Below are 14,922 nucleotides of genomic sequence, written 5' to 3'. Positions count from 1 at the left end.
CCCATGCGGGTGAGGAGGTTCGGGAGGAAGCCGTACACATCATTGAGGATCCAGGTCCATCCGAACCCGATGATGATCGCCGGAAACGCCCAAGGGATGATCAGGAGTGTTCGATAGAGTCCGGTGCACCGACGGACCCTGTCCAACGCGAGCGCAAGCAGCAGCCCGAGCAACAACTGTCCGCTGACCGATCCGACGGTCCACCAGGCTGACGTCGAGAATGCCCTCCAGAACGCCTCGGACGTCAGCAGGTTGACGAAGTTGTCCAGCCACACGATGTCGTAGCTCTGCCGAAGCAGGTGCCGGTTGGTTGATGAGTAGAAGAAGCTGGACAGCAGCGGGTATATCAGCAGCCCGAGGACGGCGATGACGCTGGGGAGGATGAAGGCCAGGCCGACCTTGTCGATTCGCTTCACGCGGGACCAGCGGGAGGGCGCTGGTGCGCCGCTCCCGCCGATCCCGCTGTTCGCCGGCGCTTCTGCCGTTCCGATCATGGATTAGCCGATTTCGGCGCCGGCGGCTTCGAACAGTTCGTTGAGTTCGCGCTCCGCAGCCTCAGCGGCTTCCCGCGTGTCGGTGCCATCGAGGATGACCGAATGGAACATCCGCTCGACGACCCCTTGGCTCGTGAGGATTCCAGCCTGGAGAGCCGGCCCCTGCTCCATCCCGATCGCGGTGCCGAGGGGCACTGCCTCTTCGATGACCGCGACCGATTCTGAGAACTCCTCGATCACGTCGTTGTCCTGGTACTCCGGGCTATCACTGATGTCGGACATAGCCGGGAGCATCCCGCCCGGCACCGAGTGCAGGAACTCGATGTAGTCCTCGTCGTTGTAGAGGAACCTCAGGAACGCCTTCGCCTCTTCCTGGACGTCGCTGGCCTCCCACACAACCATCGGAATGTTCGAGGTCTCGCCCCCGTAGTGGGGCTCGCCGGCGGCCATCCGAGGCAGCGGAGCGGCAGCGATGTCGCCGAGGAGGTCGGGACTTGCACCCTCCACTCCGCTGATGTGGAAGCCGGAGTTGAAGTCGAAGGCGGTGCGACCCTGGTAGAACAGCGTCGCCTGGTCAAGCACGTCATAGTTCAGGCTGCCCTCGGGCGATGTCGATCGATAAGCCTCAACCCAATAATCAATGCCCTCGAGCGCGGCCTCGGATGTCAGGTTGGCGCGCCCGTCGTCGGCGAGGAGGCGCTCACCCGCGGACTGGACGTAGAAGTTGAGGAACCGACTGCCCATCATGTCGTTCGCGCCCAAGGGGACGGAGAGTCCGTAGGTGCCATCCTCCGTCAGAGCGGCAGCCGCATGCGCCAGTTCTTCCCACGTTTCGGGAACGGCGATTCCGGCGTCTTCGAGCAGGTCCGTTCGGTACCACATGACCTGAGCATGCGAATAGATCGGGATGGCATAGGCGTGCCCGTCTTTCGAACCCTCGGTCAGCGCAGCCTCGGAGAAGCGCTCGTGGCCGATCTCCTCGATGACATCATCCAGCGGCACGAGTGCCTCGGCGCCGATCATCTCGACGACGTGATTGGGTAGCGCGGTACTGAGGTCCGGCACCTGACCGGTCGCCAGTCCCGTGGTCCACATCGTGTAGAACTCCGGCCAGGCGAACGTCTCGATCGTGATGTCCACATCCGGGTGGGCATCTTCGAACTCGGCGGCCATTCGTTCCATGTAGTCCGCTCTCGGACCTTGCGTGAAACTGTGCCAGAACACCACCTCCCCCGAGAGCGACCCGTCGTCGCTCCCACCTCCCCCGCCACCCCCACCGCAGGCGGACAGGACGAGCGCCGTGGCGAGAGCGGACGCCCCGAGGGCGACCCCCCTCCGAGGACGGCTGACGGTTGATCGATGCATGGGCTCTCCCGTGAGATGAATGACGTCGGAGGTCTGATGTCGGATGTACTATGGTGACTATAAACGCATCGAGAGCGAAGGGTCAACCAATGGCGCTAACAGCACAGCAGAGATCGTCGGTACCCGACGCCGGGCGCGCGAGCCAGCGGCCGACGACCGCGGACAAGATCAAGGACTACGTCCTCACCCATGGGCTACGGCCCGGTGATGCGCTGCCCACCGAGTCCGAACTGTGCGAACTGCTCGGAGTCTCCCGCTCCAACGTACGCGAAGCCATCCGAACCCTCTCCACGCTGAACATCGTCTCGGTGCGTCACGGGTACGGCACATTCGTCGGGGAATTGAGCCTGGATGCTTTGGTGGAGTCCCTGGTCTTTCGCGGGGTGCTGACCCCTGGCGATGACTTGCAGGCGCTGCGCGACATCATTGAGGTCCGCCAAGCGCTCGATACTGCGATGGCGCACAAGGTTGCGGACAGTATGCGAGGAACACACAATGCCGACTTGCATGACCTGGTGGCGCAGATGGTCGACCTGGCTTCCAGCGGGCAGCCCTTCCCCCACCAGGACCGGGCCTTTCACACGTCGATGCTGGAGCGTCTGGACAACGTTCTCGTCGGTCAACTGGTCGGGGCCTTCTGGGACGTCCACACCGCCGTGATGCCCCGGCTCGGCGTCAGTCCTTCCGCTGATCTCGTCCAGACTGCCAAGGCCCACGGTGACATGCTCCGTGCCGCCGAGAAGGGCGACGCGGAGGCGCTCATCGCTTCAGTTGACGACCATTACGAGCCCATCATGCGCGCTCTGGATGGAGTCCGTCCTCGCCCCTCGGCCCAGAATCCCCGATAGACCGGCGCTTCGCCGTCACCGGACTGGCAGGTACTTGTCCCACCAGGTGAGGATGTGCTCGAACCGGGCCAGGCGGTGCTGTGGCCGCCCGGACCTGCTCAACTCGTGGCCCTCGCCCGGGAAGAGCAGGAACTCGGTCTCCACGCCGCGGCGCTTGAGCCCCACGAACCAGCGCTGGCCCTGCTCCACCGGGCAGCGCCAGTCCTGCTCGGAGTGGATCACCATGGTGGGCGTGGCGACCTTGTCGATGTGGGCCATCGGGCTCTGTGCGGCCACCTGGTCCGGATCCTCACCCAGGTACTTGATCCCGAAGAACCAGCCGATGTCGCTCGACCCCTCGAAACTGACCGGGTCCAGGAAGCCGCGCTCCACGATCGCGGCGACGAACCGGTCGGTGCGGGTGGTGAGCCACGCCGTCATGTACCCGCCGTAGGAACCACCGAGCACGCCGACGCGCTGGGCTTCGAGGCTGGGGTGGGCGGCCAGGGCGCCGTCGAGGAAGGCCAGCACATCGGCGGCGTCACGGTCCCCGAAGCCGTTGATGATCGCCCGGCCGTGGTCCTGCCCGTAACCGGCCGAGCCCCGGGGGTTGCAGAAGACGACGGCGTAACCGGCCCTGGTGTAGACCTGCACCTCGTCGAAGAGCACCGACTCGTACTGTGCGTGCGGGCCCCCGTGGATGAGCAGCAGCACCGGGTGCGGGCCCTCCCCCTCGGGCACCGTGACCCAGCCGTGCACCGGGTAACCGTCCTCGCCGTCGACCTGCAGTTCCTGCGGGACGAACACCCCTGCCTGCTCGCGCAGCCGCGCGGACAGGTCGGTCAGCCGGCGCGCGGTGACGTCGTCGTCGTCGTTGTGGTTGTCGTTGTGGTTGTCGGAATGCCCGACGACGAAGAGGTCGCCGGCACTGTCCGGCGTCGAGGCACTCACGAGCACCCCGCCACCGGGGAGCGGGTCGGCCCCGGCCACGCTCACCTGACCGCTGAAGACCGGCCATAGTTCGCCACCGGTGTAGCGCACCAGTTCGGTGCTACCCCGGTTCAGGCGGGTGAGCAGGACGTCCTCGTCGACGGCCAGGAACACGGCGTTGGTCAACGACCCGGTGCGCGGGTCGGTCACCTGTTCCAGGTCGGCGAGTCCGTCCCGGGTGAGCCGGGCGCGGTGCAGCGCGGGGGTCTTACCGATGAAGTCCATCGAGTCCGGGCCCAGGTCGGAGATCAGCAGCCAGAGGGTGTCGCCCGGGCCGGTCCGCACGCCGACAGGACCGTGCTCGAGGCCCTGCAGCAACTCCGGTTCGGGTACCGGCACCTCGCGCTCGCCCTCCGTCCGGGTGTCCCCGCCATCCGATTCGGACGTGGCGCTCTCACCGGCGCCGTCGGCGGAGGCGCCGGGGCCGGGGCCGGGGCCGGGAGCAGGAACGCGGATCAACTCGCTCCGCAGTTCATCGACCACGCCACGGGTAATGAGCAGGTGGGTGCCGTCGTGGGTCCACACCGGTTCGCGGTGGTCCCGTTCGCCCGCTGTGACCGCCGCCGGTTGCACCGGCACGCCCGTGCGAGCGCCGGGCGTGCTGGCGTTGTGCCCGGTGGTGCTGTGCCCGGTGGTGCTGCCCTTGTCCTCGTTCGACCCAGCCGGGCTCGACCCAGCCGGGCTCGACCCAGCCGGGCTCGACGCCGTCGGGTCGTTCTCCTCGCGCACATCGATGACGTAGACATGCTGGGGCCGGTCGGCATGGAAGCCGGCACCGTCGAGACGGTAGGTGAAGCGGGTGATATGCCGCGGGGGCTCGGCGTCGGGACCCACGCCCTCGGTGGTGCCGTAGCGCCCCTCTTCCGGCACCCGGGCGGTGTAGGCGATTCGGGTGGAGTCCGGGGAGAACTCCGGCCGGCCCGATACCCCCAGCGGGTGGTCGGTGAGCAATTGCGGCTCCCCGCCGTCAGCGCGCATCAGGGCGAGTTGGGGCTTGTCCCCCTTGGCGGCGCGCAGGAAGGCCACGTACTGCCCATCAGGTGAGATGACCGGTTCGGCATCTCGGAAACCGTGCGTCAGCGGGCGCAATGCTCCGTCGCCCAGGTCCAGGCGCCAGAGCCGGGAAGGGTAGGTGTCCTCCTCCAGGTCCGGGCGGGAGACCGCGATCACCGCCCAGGTGCCGTCGGGGTGCACGGCCGGGCGGGTGGTGCTGTGCAGAAGGTTGAGGTGTTCGGGACGCATGGTCGACGAGCCTACCGAGGCCTCGCCACGGCCTGTGCACCAGGCGCTCCACGGGCACGGGCGTGAACCATCCCCGGCGGCCTCCACCTACTGGCCTCCGCCCCGAGGCGGAGGAATCCCCGCGTACCCGCCGCTACCGTTGGGCTCATGAGTGCACCGGCCCCCACCAGCCAGCCGGGCGCTGCCGCTGCGGCAGTCCCGGCGCCCGCAGGACCAGCCGGCGGCGGGGAACTCGGCACTCGGACCACCCCCCGCCCGTGGCAGCGTCCCGCCCCCACCCAGGCGCAGTTGCGCATGGACGCCGCCGCAGCCCTCGCACTGTTCGCCGGTGCACTGCTGGCCATGGCGCTGCAGCGCGCGGCGATGCTCTTCACCGACCCGGCCCACCCGGTGCTGTCGGTGGTGGCGCTGGCCGGGATCACCCTGCCGCTGGCCCTGCGGCGGCGGTATCCGGCCACGGTGCTGGTGGTGGTGTCGGCAGTGTTCATCGTGGCCGGGGAGACCCTGGTCCCCGAGACGCTGATCACCAACATCGCGTTGTTCATGGCGCTGTACACCTCCGGCGCCTGGATCTCCGACCGGCGCCGCGCACTCGTCCTGCGCCTGGTGGTCGTGGACGTGATGGCCATCTGGCTGCTGGTCTCCTTCTTCCGCATCGCCACCGATCCCCCCGACGGGGAGCAGGTGGACATCGGGCCCGGCACGCTGAGCCCGCTGGCCGCGTTCATGTTGGTGCAGGTGCTGATCAACGCCCTCTACTTCGCCGGGGCGATCTGGTTCGGCAACCACGCGTGGAAAGCGGCCCGGGACCGCCACCTCCTCATCGAACGTGCCCACGACCTCCAGGCCGAGCGCGCCCTGGTCGAGGCCCAGGCGGTGACCATCGAGCGGATGCGCCTGGCCCGCGAACTCCACGATGCGGTAGCCCACCACGTGTCGCTGATGGGGGTGCAGGCCGCGGCCGCGCGCACCCTGCTGGACCGGGATCCCGGCCGGGCCGGCGGTGCACTGGAGCGGGTGGAGGACGCCGCCCGCGATGCCATCAGCGAGTTGCACACCCTGCTCGGCACCCTTCGGGCCGAACCCGACGGCGGCGTCGATCCGGGCAGCACAGATCCCGTGGGCTCCCTGGGCGTGGAACGCATTCCCGACCTGATCGAGGACGCCCGGCACGGCGGCCTGCAGGTGCAGTACCAGGTGATCGGCGAGCCGGTGCCGATGCGCCCACTGGCCTCCCTGAACCTGTACCGAATCGCCCAGGAGGCCTTGACGAACGCCCGCAAACACGCCGGCAATGGCGCCCAGGTCGACGTGCGGTTGCGCTACCTGCCCGAGGCGGTGGAGCTGGAGGTGGCCGATGACGGTGCGGGCCGGCGGCGACGCCCGGTCCGCACCGGCAGCGGCGGTCTGGGCCTGGTCGGGATGCGCGAACGGGTCGGCACCGACGGCGGCACCCTGCACGTGGGCCCGCGCCGTGAGGGCGGGTTCCTGGTGCGTGCCCAGGTGCCGCTGACCCCCACCGCGCTGGCCGCCGACGAACACAGATCCCCCGACGAGGAACAGGAAGCTCCCGCATGAGCAGTCCGGCCGAGCACGAGACACCGGCAGGCGACGCGGGGGTGCGGGTGGTGCTCGTGGATGACCAGCCCCTGCTGCGCGAGGGCATCGCCACCATCCTGGACGCCCAGCCCGGCATCACCGTGGTGGGGCAGGCCTCCACCGGGGCCGAGGCGCTGGAGGTGGTGGCCGACACCGGCCCGGACGTGGTGTGCATGGACGTGGAGATGCCCGGGATGAACGGCCTGGAGGCCACCCGGGCGATCATCGCCGCAGACCCCGGCGGGCCCAAGGTGCTGGTGCTGACCACGTTCAGCCGGGAGGACTACCTGCTCGAGGCGCTGCGCGCCGGCGCCAGCGCGTTCCTGCTCAAGACCGCCCGGCCCGAACAACTCGCCGACGCGATCCGCTCGGTGGCCGACGGCGACGCCCTGCTCTCCCCCGAGGTCACCCGGGCGATCATCGAGCGGGCGGTCTCCGGCGCGGACCTGGACGGGGCCAGTCCTGGCCAGGCGGGCCCGGCTGCCCAGGAGAGTTCCGCCGTCGGCCATCCCGCCACCGGCCGGGCCGACGCCGGCGCCGACCCGCTGGCCCCGGCCCGCGGCGCCGGTGGCAACGCGGCCCGGCCCGCGGCCGCGGCTGACCTGACCGAACGCGAACGGGAGGTGCTGGCGCTGGTGGCCCGCGGCATGTCCAACGACGAGATCGCCGCCCACCTGGTGATCGGGCGCGCCACGGTCAAGACCCACGTCTCCAACCTGCTGATGAAACTGCACCTGCGCGACCGGGTCCAGGCCGTGGCCTTCGCCTACCGCCACGGCCTGGCCGGGCAGGACTGACGGTGCCCTCCCTCCCCCGCAGGGTGGAGACCGGAAAGATCCCCCTGACGGCCGAAGCGGCACCGGCCGGTGGCCTCATAGCCTCGATGTCATCGACGGGCGCACACGGTGCCCGCATCAGCAGGGACGGGGTGAGGCATGCTTCAGGTAGAGGGCATCGACCGCTTCTTCGGCGACCACAAGGTGCTGGACAACGTGTCCTTCGGCGTCGAACGAGGCAAACTGACCGGATTCGTCGGGGGGAACGGCGCCGGTAAGACCACCACGATGCGCATCATCCTGGGGGTGCTCAGCGCCCACGCCGGAACGGTGACGATGGACGGTCAACCCCTCGACGGCGGTGGACGGCGGTCGTTCGGGTACATGCCCGAGGAGCGCGGCCTGTACCCGAAGATGAAGATCGCCGAGCAGATCGGCTACCTGGCGCGGTTGCACGGCTACGACCGGGACGGCGCCAACACCCGGGCCCGGGATCTCTTGGAGCGCCTGGGGCTGGGTGAGCGGGCCGATGACCCGCTGGAGGCACTGTCGCTGGGTAACCAGCAGCGGGTGCAGATCGCCGCCGCGCTGGTGCACAACCCGGATGTACTCATCCTCGATGAGCCGTTCTCCGGACTGGACCCGATGGCCGTGGAGGTGGTGCTGGGCGTGCTGACCGAGTACGCCGAACGCGGGGTGCCGGTGCTGTTCTCCTCCCACCAGTTGGACGTGGTGGAACGGCTCAGCGACAGGCTGGTGATCATCGCCGGCGGCAAGATCCGCGCCGACGGCACCGCCGAGGACCTGCGGGAGGCCTTCGGGGTGCGCCGCCACCGGATCGTCACCGCCCGCGACGCCGGCTGGGTCCGGGATGTCCCGGGCGCCCGAGTGCTGGAGCTGGACGGCGCCACGGCCTTGTTCGAGGGCGGGGACCAGGTGGCCCAGCAGGTGCTCACCCGAGCGATCGCCACCGACACCGTTCTCAGCTTCGGGCCGGTGCACCCCTCACTGAGCGAGATCTTCAAGGACGTCGTCACCGACGAGGAGAGCAAGGAGCAGGCAGCATGACCACGCTGACCACCACCCCGACCCGAGGCACCCGGCACGAGCCCACCGAGACCGAGCGTGCCGAGAAACTGTCCACCACCGCGGCCTCGCTGCTGGTGGCCGAGCGGGAGATCACCACCCAGGTCCGCACCAAGTCGTTCATCATCTCCCTGGCCGTCACACTCGGTCTGGTGCTGGCCGGAATTCTGGCGTCCGGCTTCTTCGCCGACCGCATCGGCTCGGACACCCCGGTGGCCGTGGTCGACGGGGCCGGCGCGGAGTTGGAGAACGTGGACGGCTTCGAGGTGACCGCCGCGGCGGACGTGACCCAGGCGCAGGACCTCGTCCGCGACGAGGAGGTGGACGCCGCCATCGTGCCCGATGAGACCTCCCCGGTGGGCGTGCGCGTGATCGCCCTGACCGACCCGCCCACCGAGGTGCTGGGGGCGCTGTCGGTGCAACCGGAGGTGGAACTGCTCGACACCACCACCTCCCGCGGGCTGCAGGTGCTGGTCTCGGTGATCTTCGGGTTCCTGTTCATGCTGTTCGCCATGGGGTCAGGGGCGATGATCGTGCAGAACACCGTGCAGGAGAAGCAGTCCAGGATCGTGGAGATCCTGCTCTCGGCCGTTCCCGCGCGGGCACTTCTGGCCGGGAAGGTGATCGGCAACAGCGTGCTCGCGGTGGGACAGACCGCAGCCATCGGAGCGGTTGCGGTGCTCGGGCTGATGCTCACCGGTCAGAGTGAACTGCTGGACCTGCTCACCGGGCCGATCGCGTGGTTCGTGATCTTCTTCCTGTTCGGGTTCGTGCTGGTGGCGGCGATGTTCGCCGCCGGGGCCTCCCTGGTCTCCCGCCAGGAGGACACCGGCGCGGTGATGATGCCCACGATGATGCTGATCATGGCCCCGTACTTCGTGGTGATCATCCTCGGCGAGAACAGTCTGGCGATGGCGATCGCCTCCTACATCCCGTTCAGCGCCCCGGTGGCGATGCCGGTCCGGCTGTTCATGGGCGATGCCCTGTGGTGGGAGCCGCTGCTGTCACTGGGCGTGCTGGCCCTGGCCGCCGGGATCGTGATCGCCCTGGCCGCCCGGATCTACTCCGGCTCGTTGCTGCGCACCGGGGCGCGGGTATCGCTGCGATCGGCCCTGAAAGGAGACTGATCGCCTAGTCTGTGAAGACGGTCCGGGGTACAGACCGTATGGAGCCGGTGGTGCGGGGTTTCCCCCACCACCGGCTCTGCTGTTCCGGCCCGCCCGAGGTCGCGGCGCCGGCAGTTCGCAGTCTCTGGTTGGCATCGGGCCGGACAGGGGCGCCTGGGGGCGTTCATCCTGGGCGCCAACTCCGTCCTGGACGGGGCGGTCACCGTCACCGTATTGACGTCCTGGCGGCCGAGCGCCTCAGAGCAGTTCGGCGCGCAACTGCTCCACCGGGGTTGGCGAGAGCAGCGCCGGCGGCACCTCCAACACGGTCTGCGCCCCGATCACGCCCTGAGTGTTCAGCCGGGCCGCAGCGCGGGCGTAGGCCACCAGCACGCTGGCGGTGAACTCGGGGTTGCTGCCCAGTTCCAGCCGGTACTCGATCACCTGGTCGTAGCCGCCACCGGTGGTGCCGCTGCGGATCACGAAGCCTCCGTGCGGCATCGCGCCGTGCTCCCGGCGCAACGTCTCCTCACTGACGAAGTGCACGGTGGTGTCGTACTCGGCGAAGTAGTGCGGCATCGTCACGATCGCCTGCTCCACCTCGGTCTCGTCGGCGCCCTCGGCCAGCACCACGTAACACTCCCGGCGGTGCTTGTCCCGGGTACTCAGTTCGGGCCGGGCACCGGAGCGGACCGCCTCGATCGCGTCGGTGGCCGGGATCGTGTACTGCACACCGGCCGCCACCCCGGGAACCCGGCGGACGGCGTCGGAGTGTCCCTGGCTCAGGCCCTTGCCCCAGAAGGAGTAGGTCTCACCCTGAGGCAGCAGCGCCTCCCCGAGCAGGCGGTTCAGGGAGAACATTCCCGGGTCCCAGCCCACCGCGATGATCGACGTGGTCCCGGCCGCGCGCGCGGGCCGGTCGACGGCGGCGAAGTAGTCCGGGATGCGCGCGTGGGTGTCGAAGGAGTCGACCGTGCTGAAGTGTGCAGCGAGTTCGGGACCCTGCTTGGGAAGGTCCTCCTTGGACCCACCGCACAGGATCAGCACGTCGATGTCGTCCTTGTGCTCCAGCAACTCCGACCAGGTGAAGACCGGGGCGACGTCCTGGGCAACCTGCAATGAGGCCGGGTCCCGGCGGGTGAAGATGCCGTGCAACTCCATGTCCGGGTTCTGCCCCACGGCGGCAGCCACCCCCTTGCCGAGGTTGCCGTAACCAGCGATTCCGATCCGCAGCGGTTGCCTCATCGGCCATCCTTCCCCAGTTGATCCGACGGCCAGGTTACCGCCGCATCGGTTACTACCGGGCTCTCGGACACCGGTCGGAGAGTGAGTACCCCGACCTGGGGCGGGGCTACCTGAACCGCCGGCGGGACGTGGTGGACCGGCGAACACCTCCGGCGGTAGACGCCCGACACGTTGCGCGCGCGACTACGCCTGGGCGATGCTGTTCAGGACGTCGATAACTTCGGGCGTCGAGCGAGTGTCGCAGGTACGCACGTGCCGTGCTGAGTTGGCAGCGATTTCGGGACCCCCGGCCGGGATATGACGGCGGGGTAGTCGGCCCGGCCAGAGCAACATGCTCGTGCGGATCATCCTCCGACCGATCGACCTTGGGGGTTCTCCTACGACCGGGCCCAGACACGCTGCCGGCGGCTGACTGCTCTGAGCGGATCCGCTCCGGGCAGCATCGGCAGCGGCGGGTGACCGCCGGCAGGCACAGTGCTGGCATGAGCGAACATCCCCCGCCCCCGTTATTCGACCACCGCGCCAGGCGCCGTCTGTACGAGCAGCGGGTGCTGGTCCTGGACGGCCCGCTGGACGATGACAACGGCACCGTCCTGACCACCCAGCTCATCGCACTGGCCGCCGAGGACGCCTCCACCGACATAGCCCTCTGGATCCACTCCCCCGGCGGTTCGGTGCCCGCGATGCTCGCGATCCGCGACATCATCCGACTGACCCCGTGCGACGTGTCCACCCTGGCCCTCGGCGTCGCCTACAGCGCCGGGCAGTTCCTGCTCTCGGCGGGCACTCCGGGCAAGCGACGCGCACTGCCGCACGCCCGGATCCTGATGCACCAGGGCTCGGCCGGCATCGGGGGTTCGGCGATGGATATCGAGCTGCAGGCCGGCGACCTGCGCCACACCCGGGACACCGTACTCAGCCTTATCGCCCAGGACACCGGCCGTCCGCTGGAGGAGGTGTTCGCCGATTCCCTGCACGACCGCTGGTTCACCGCGGCAGAGGCACTGGAGTACGGCTTCATCGACGAGGTGGTCCAGGCCTTCGACGACGTTGCCCCACCCGGGCGTGCGCGCGCCGGGTTCATCGGGGGCGGTCCCGATGAGTAGTTACACCATCCCGAACATCATCGTCCGCCACCCGCGTGGGGAGCGGGTCATGGACGTCTACTCCCACCTGCTCACCGAACGGATCATCTACCTGGGCACTGCCCTCGATGCCGGCGTGGCCAACGCCATGATCGCCCAGTTGCTGCACCTGGAGGCGGATAACCCGGAGGCAGACATCCAGATGTACATCAATTGTGACGGCGGTGACCCCAGCGCGATGCTGGGCATCTACGACACCATCCGCTTCATCCGCCCCGACGTCGCCACCAGTTGCGTGGGGCAGGCGGTGGGTGCCGGCGCGGTGCTACTCGCGGCCGGTGCGGCCGGGAAGAGGATCGCTCTGCCGCACACCCGCGTCATCCTCCATCAACCGGCCGCTCAGGGGAGAGGCTCGATCCCGGACCTGATCCTGCAGGCTGATGAGGTGGTGCGCATCCGTACCCAGATGGAGTCGATCCTGTCCCGTCACAGTGGTCAGGATGTCGACACCCTGCGGGCCGACACCGCCCATCACCGGGTGTTCGACGCCGCCGGTGCACGCGACTACGGACTGGTCGATGAGGTCGTCGAGGGACGATAGGCCCCGGCGTGCGTGGACCGACGGCGTGTGGCCCGGGGTCCTCAAGCGGCCAGCATCAGCCGCACCTGTGCCGGCGAAGTCCCCGGGGCCTGCGATCGGGCGGCGCGGGCAGCGCCCAGCCCCTCCGCCACGCCCAGGGTCAGGTCCAGCAGCGTCATCCCCAGCGCCGCGGCAACGGCAGCGAGCATCTCACTGGAGGGCTCTTTGAGGCCGCGCTCCATCTCCGACAGGTACTGCGGTGAGACCCCCGCTCGTTCTGCCGTCTCACCCAGCGTCTGGCCGCGGGCGTGACGGGCGCGGCGCAACTGCTCGCCCGCCATGTGCCGCCACAACGGCTCGGGGCGTCGTAGTGGTCTGCGGGACTCGGGCCGTGGTGATGGTCCGCGGGACGAGGGGCCCTGGCGGTGCGGGCGAAGCGGGTTCGTGATCTCGGCCATGGTCCAACGTAGAACGCCCGCACCCGGCCGTGGCGGTTCTTCTGCCCAGAGCAGAACACCGAATCCGGGGCGTCACGGACCACCATGGCCCGTCCCCTCCTGCGCCAGCCTCTCGAGCCCTTCGAGCATGTGCCGCAGCACGCGCAGCGTGGCCTCGAGATCGGCATCGGTCAGGTCGCCTCCGACGTGACTCATGAGGTGGTGCTCGCGCTCGTGCACTGCGCGGATAGACGCTCGTCCCACCGGTGTCAGCCGGACGAGGCTCGAGCGGCGGTGCGCGGGGTTGTCGACCAACTCCACATAGCCGGCCGCAACGGCATCGTTGACCATGCGCTGCACGAACTGCCTGCTCAGCACCTGCTCGCTCGCAAGCTGGGGCACGGTTCGCTCGCCGTCGCGCCTGAGGTGGTCGAGCACCGCACGGATACCGACGGACACTCCGCTCGATTGCCCGTCCCGCTCGACGAGGCGGGAGGCCCTGCGGTAGAGCGGCCCGATGGTGTCGTACACCTCGGCAAGACGCTCGGCCAGGGCGGAGGGGTCAAGGACGGTTCCCATCAACGCATTATGGCAACTTGGTTGTCAGATCTCGCACATTACGGCACCTTGGTTGTCATATCTGCTCGATCACGACTGTCACTGGTCCGAGGACGCCGGCCACGATCTCCGCGCGCAGGCCACCGCGCCCACCGACCACACACAAACCAGGAGAACCCATGGACCCCGCTGCGCAGATGCACGCGCGCACCACGCGCAACCGGTTGGATATCGCGGATCTGCTGCAGTCCCTCGAACCCGAAGACTGGGACGCGCTCACGTTGTGCGAGGGCTGGACCGTCCGGCACATGGCAGCGCACCTCATCCAGTCGATGCTCGTCGGCTTCGCCCGGTTCTGCCTGGTAGCGCTCCGGTATCGCGGAAGCACTCCGGCCACCGTCGACCACCTCACGCGGGACATCGCCCGTCGGCAGCCCTCCGAACTCGTCACACTCCTCCGACGTCACGCGGGCGACCGGGTGGACCCGCCTCGGGTAGGACCCATGGGCCCGTTCGCGGAGACGTGCATTCATCTGCGCGACATCGCCCGACCTTTGAAGCTGACAGCAAATGCGCGCCAGGAGGACTGGGGCGACTTGCTGACGTATCTCACCTCTCCGGGCGCAGCCCCCAGTCTCACCACCCCCGAACGGCTGAGTCCACTGCCAGGTTCGACACCCCTCCGCGTTCGGCTACCTGGGACCGGTGGACGCAGGACGTCGGGTCGGTCCGACACCGACCGCGAACCGCCGAATACGCCCGGAGTGCGCTGTCCGACCGAACAGGGACATCCCAAGCAGGACCAATCCGATGCCAAGCACCAGTCCGTGGCCAATCCGCCCCGCAGCGGGGACGAAGAACTGCGGGAGGTAGGTTGCCAGGCCGAGTCCGGCCAGCAGGCCACCCCATCGCGCCAGTCCAGCACCGGGCCGGGTGGACACGATCAGCGCAATCCCTGCCCCGGCCAGTGCGAGCAGGCCCACCCCGAACATCGTCATCGGCACCGGCGCCAGCCGGAAGGACTCGACCGCGGCGAGCACCTCCACATCACCGACAGTCAGGGCGTGCTCACCGGCGGCGCCCAGGGCGAAGGTCTCCGCGCCGTAGTAGGGCAGCACCAGCACCGACCCGAGCCAGGCGAGCGCCACCGTCGCGCGGGCCGCACCACCGACCCGACCGGCTTGTCCGGCATCGGATCGCCCAGCACCGTCGGAGAACCCCGGAACGGCCTGGCGCTGCCACACCAGGAGCCCCGGCGCGAGCAGGATGAAGGCGACGATGCCGAACATGTGGGAGATCAGCCACGCCGGGGAGGCCCAGGACGCCGCCCCGGCCATGGTGATCTCGTCCTCAGCGTATGGCCGCAGGATCGGGTACATCGCGAAGAGGGCCCCGGCGGCGCCGAGCGCTGCGACTCCCCATCGGCTACTGATCATCGGTCGTCCTTCCATCAACTTCCACAAACTGTGAGCAGTGCTCTCTGACTGTCGTCAGCGTAGAGGCTCCGGCGCGGATCTGGAAGAGCATTGATC

Annotated in this window: 14 protein-coding genes and 1 pseudogene; 8 read left to right on the top strand and 7 right to left on the bottom strand. The window is 68.9% G+C overall.

Going from position 1 to position 14,922, the window contains the following annotated elements; translation table 11 throughout:
• A partial coding sequence (locus tag ACPL7H_RS17910) for a carbohydrate ABC transporter permease (RefSeq protein WP_424798116.1) occupies positions 1–416 on the bottom strand: 416 nt, incomplete at its 3' end.
• 81 nt (positions 417–497) lie between these two features.
• On the bottom strand, positions 498–1,859 hold the full coding sequence (locus tag ACPL7H_RS17905; protein ID WP_424798115.1) for an ABC transporter substrate-binding protein: 1,362 nt from the start codon (positions 1,857–1,859) through the stop codon (positions 498–500).
• 89 nt (positions 1,860–1,948) lie between these two features.
• On the opposite strand from ACPL7H_RS17905, the gene ACPL7H_RS17900 reads away from it, so the two are divergent.
• Complete coding sequence (locus ACPL7H_RS17900) at positions 1,949–2,707, top strand: FadR/GntR family transcriptional regulator (RefSeq protein ID WP_424798114.1); 759 nt, start codon at positions 1,949–1,951, stop codon at positions 2,705–2,707.
• Between the two features lie 15 nt (positions 2,708–2,722).
• On the opposite strand, the gene ACPL7H_RS17895 is transcribed toward ACPL7H_RS17900, so the two are convergent.
• Positions 2,723–4,918: a S9 family peptidase gene (locus ACPL7H_RS17895; protein WP_424798113.1), complete on the bottom strand. Its 2,196-nt coding sequence runs from the start codon at positions 4,916–4,918 to the stop codon at positions 2,723–2,725.
• Positions 4,919–5,065: 147 nt separating this feature from the next.
• On the opposite strand from ACPL7H_RS17895, the gene ACPL7H_RS17890 reads away from it, so the two are divergent.
• From ACPL7H_RS17890 to ACPL7H_RS17875, 4 genes are all read left to right on the top strand, one after another.
• Entirely contained in the window at positions 5,066–6,496 is a 1,431-nt protein-coding gene (locus tag ACPL7H_RS17890; RefSeq protein WP_424798112.1) for a sensor histidine kinase, read from the top strand.
• Positions 6,493–7,314: a response regulator gene (locus tag ACPL7H_RS17885; RefSeq protein WP_424789027.1), complete on the top strand. Its 822-nt coding sequence runs from the start codon at positions 6,493–6,495 to the stop codon at positions 7,312–7,314. The genes ACPL7H_RS17890 and ACPL7H_RS17885 overlap by 4 nt, the downstream gene beginning before the upstream one ends.
• Positions 7,315–7,452: 138 nt before the next feature.
• Positions 7,453–8,361 (top strand): ABC transporter ATP-binding protein, encoded by a 909-nt coding sequence (locus ACPL7H_RS17880; RefSeq protein ID WP_424789026.1) that lies wholly within the window; start codon positions 7,453–7,455, stop codon positions 8,359–8,361.
• Positions 8,358–9,506 (top strand): ABC transporter permease, encoded by a 1,149-nt coding sequence (locus ACPL7H_RS17875; RefSeq protein ID WP_424789025.1) that lies wholly within the window; start codon positions 8,358–8,360, stop codon positions 9,504–9,506. The genes ACPL7H_RS17880 and ACPL7H_RS17875 overlap by 4 nt, the downstream gene beginning before the upstream one ends.
• Positions 9,507–9,743: 237 nt before the next feature.
• Here ACPL7H_RS17875 and ACPL7H_RS17870 read toward each other — a convergent pair whose 3' ends face one another.
• Complete coding sequence (locus ACPL7H_RS17870) at positions 9,744–10,730, bottom strand: diaminopimelate dehydrogenase (RefSeq protein WP_424798111.1); 987 nt, start codon at positions 10,728–10,730, stop codon at positions 9,744–9,746.
• 482 nt (positions 10,731–11,212) lie between these two features.
• On the opposite strand from ACPL7H_RS17870, the gene ACPL7H_RS17865 reads away from it, so the two are divergent.
• Both ACPL7H_RS17865 and ACPL7H_RS17860 read left to right on the top strand, forming a co-directional pair.
• Entirely contained in the window at positions 11,213–11,836 is a 624-nt protein-coding gene (locus ACPL7H_RS17865) for a ClpP family protease (RefSeq protein WP_424798110.1), read from the top strand.
• Positions 11,829–12,416 carry a ClpP family protease gene (locus ACPL7H_RS17860; RefSeq protein WP_424798109.1) on the top strand — a complete coding sequence of 196 codons (588 nt, stop codon included), beginning with the start codon at positions 11,829–11,831 and terminating at the stop codon, positions 12,414–12,416. Before ACPL7H_RS17865 ends, ACPL7H_RS17860 begins: the two co-directional genes overlap by 8 nt.
• Before the next feature lie 41 nt (positions 12,417–12,457).
• On the opposite strand, the gene ACPL7H_RS17855 is transcribed toward ACPL7H_RS17860, so the two are convergent.
• Both ACPL7H_RS17855 and ACPL7H_RS17850 read right to left on the bottom strand, forming a co-directional pair.
• Positions 12,458–12,853, bottom strand: a complete 396-nt coding sequence (locus tag ACPL7H_RS17855; RefSeq protein ID WP_424798108.1) for a helix-turn-helix domain-containing protein — start codon at positions 12,851–12,853, stop codon at positions 12,458–12,460.
• A gap of 72 nt (positions 12,854–12,925) precedes the next feature.
• Positions 12,926–13,411 carry a MarR family winged helix-turn-helix transcriptional regulator gene (locus ACPL7H_RS17850; RefSeq protein ID WP_424798107.1) on the bottom strand — a complete coding sequence of 162 codons (486 nt, stop codon included), beginning with the start codon at positions 13,409–13,411 and terminating at the stop codon, positions 12,926–12,928.
• Between the two features lie 158 nt (positions 13,412–13,569).
• Between ACPL7H_RS17850 and ACPL7H_RS17845 the strand changes: the two are divergent.
• Positions 13,570–14,040: pseudogene (locus ACPL7H_RS17845) on the top strand (maleylpyruvate isomerase family mycothiol-dependent enzyme); the annotation flags it as partial.
• Positions 14,041–14,082: 42 nt separating this feature from the next.
• Here ACPL7H_RS17845 and ACPL7H_RS17840 read toward each other — a convergent pair.
• Positions 14,083–14,826 carry a hypothetical protein gene (locus ACPL7H_RS17840; protein WP_424798117.1) on the bottom strand — a complete coding sequence of 248 codons (744 nt, stop codon included), beginning with the start codon at positions 14,824–14,826 and terminating at the stop codon, positions 14,083–14,085.
• Positions 14,827–14,922 lie beyond the last annotated feature (96 nt).

The sequence above is a fragment of the Pseudactinotalea sp. Z1732 genome (assembly GCF_049724975.1).
GTDB lineage: Bacteria > Actinomycetota > Actinomycetes > Actinomycetales > Beutenbergiaceae > CALKWS01.
Note: the sequence above shows the minus strand (reverse complement) of the source record. Positions and strands in the feature narration are given on the sequence as shown.

Coding starts and splice junctions, on each gene's coding strand:
- ACPL7H_RS17895 (WP_424798113.1), bottom strand. CDS start 4,918: ATGCGTCCCGAACACCTCAACCTTCTGCACAGCACCACCCGCCCGGCC.
- ACPL7H_RS17880 (WP_424789026.1), top strand. CDS start 7,453: ATGCTTCAGGTAGAGGGCATCGACCGCTTCTTCGGCGACCACAAGGTG.
- ACPL7H_RS17900 (WP_424798114.1), top strand. CDS start 1,949: ATGGCGCTAACAGCACAGCAGAGATCGTCGGTACCCGACGCCGGGCGC.
- ACPL7H_RS17870 (WP_424798111.1), bottom strand. CDS start 10,730: ATGAGGCAACCGCTGCGGATCGGAATCGCTGGTTACGGCAACCTCGGC.
- ACPL7H_RS17890 (WP_424798112.1), top strand. CDS start 5,066: ATGAGTGCACCGGCCCCCACCAGCCAGCCGGGCGCTGCCGCTGCGGCA.
- ACPL7H_RS17875 (WP_424789025.1), top strand. CDS start 8,358: ATGACCACGCTGACCACCACCCCGACCCGAGGCACCCGGCACGAGCCC.
- ACPL7H_RS17855 (WP_424798108.1), bottom strand. CDS start 12,853: ATGGCCGAGATCACGAACCCGCTTCGCCCGCACCGCCAGGGCCCCTCG.
- ACPL7H_RS17865 (WP_424798110.1), top strand. CDS start 11,213: ATGAGCGAACATCCCCCGCCCCCGTTATTCGACCACCGCGCCAGGCGC.
- ACPL7H_RS17860 (WP_424798109.1), top strand. CDS start 11,829: ATGAGTAGTTACACCATCCCGAACATCATCGTCCGCCACCCGCGTGGG.
- ACPL7H_RS17840 (WP_424798117.1), bottom strand. CDS start 14,826: ATGATCAGTAGCCGATGGGGAGTCGCAGCGCTCGGCGCCGCCGGGGCC.
- ACPL7H_RS17905 (WP_424798115.1), bottom strand. CDS start 1,859: ATGCATCGATCAACCGTCAGCCGTCCTCGGAGGGGGGTCGCCCTCGGG.
- ACPL7H_RS17850 (WP_424798107.1), bottom strand. CDS start 13,411: ATGGGAACCGTCCTTGACCCCTCCGCCCTGGCCGAGCGTCTTGCCGAG.
- ACPL7H_RS17885 (WP_424789027.1), top strand. CDS start 6,493: ATGAGCAGTCCGGCCGAGCACGAGACACCGGCAGGCGACGCGGGGGTG.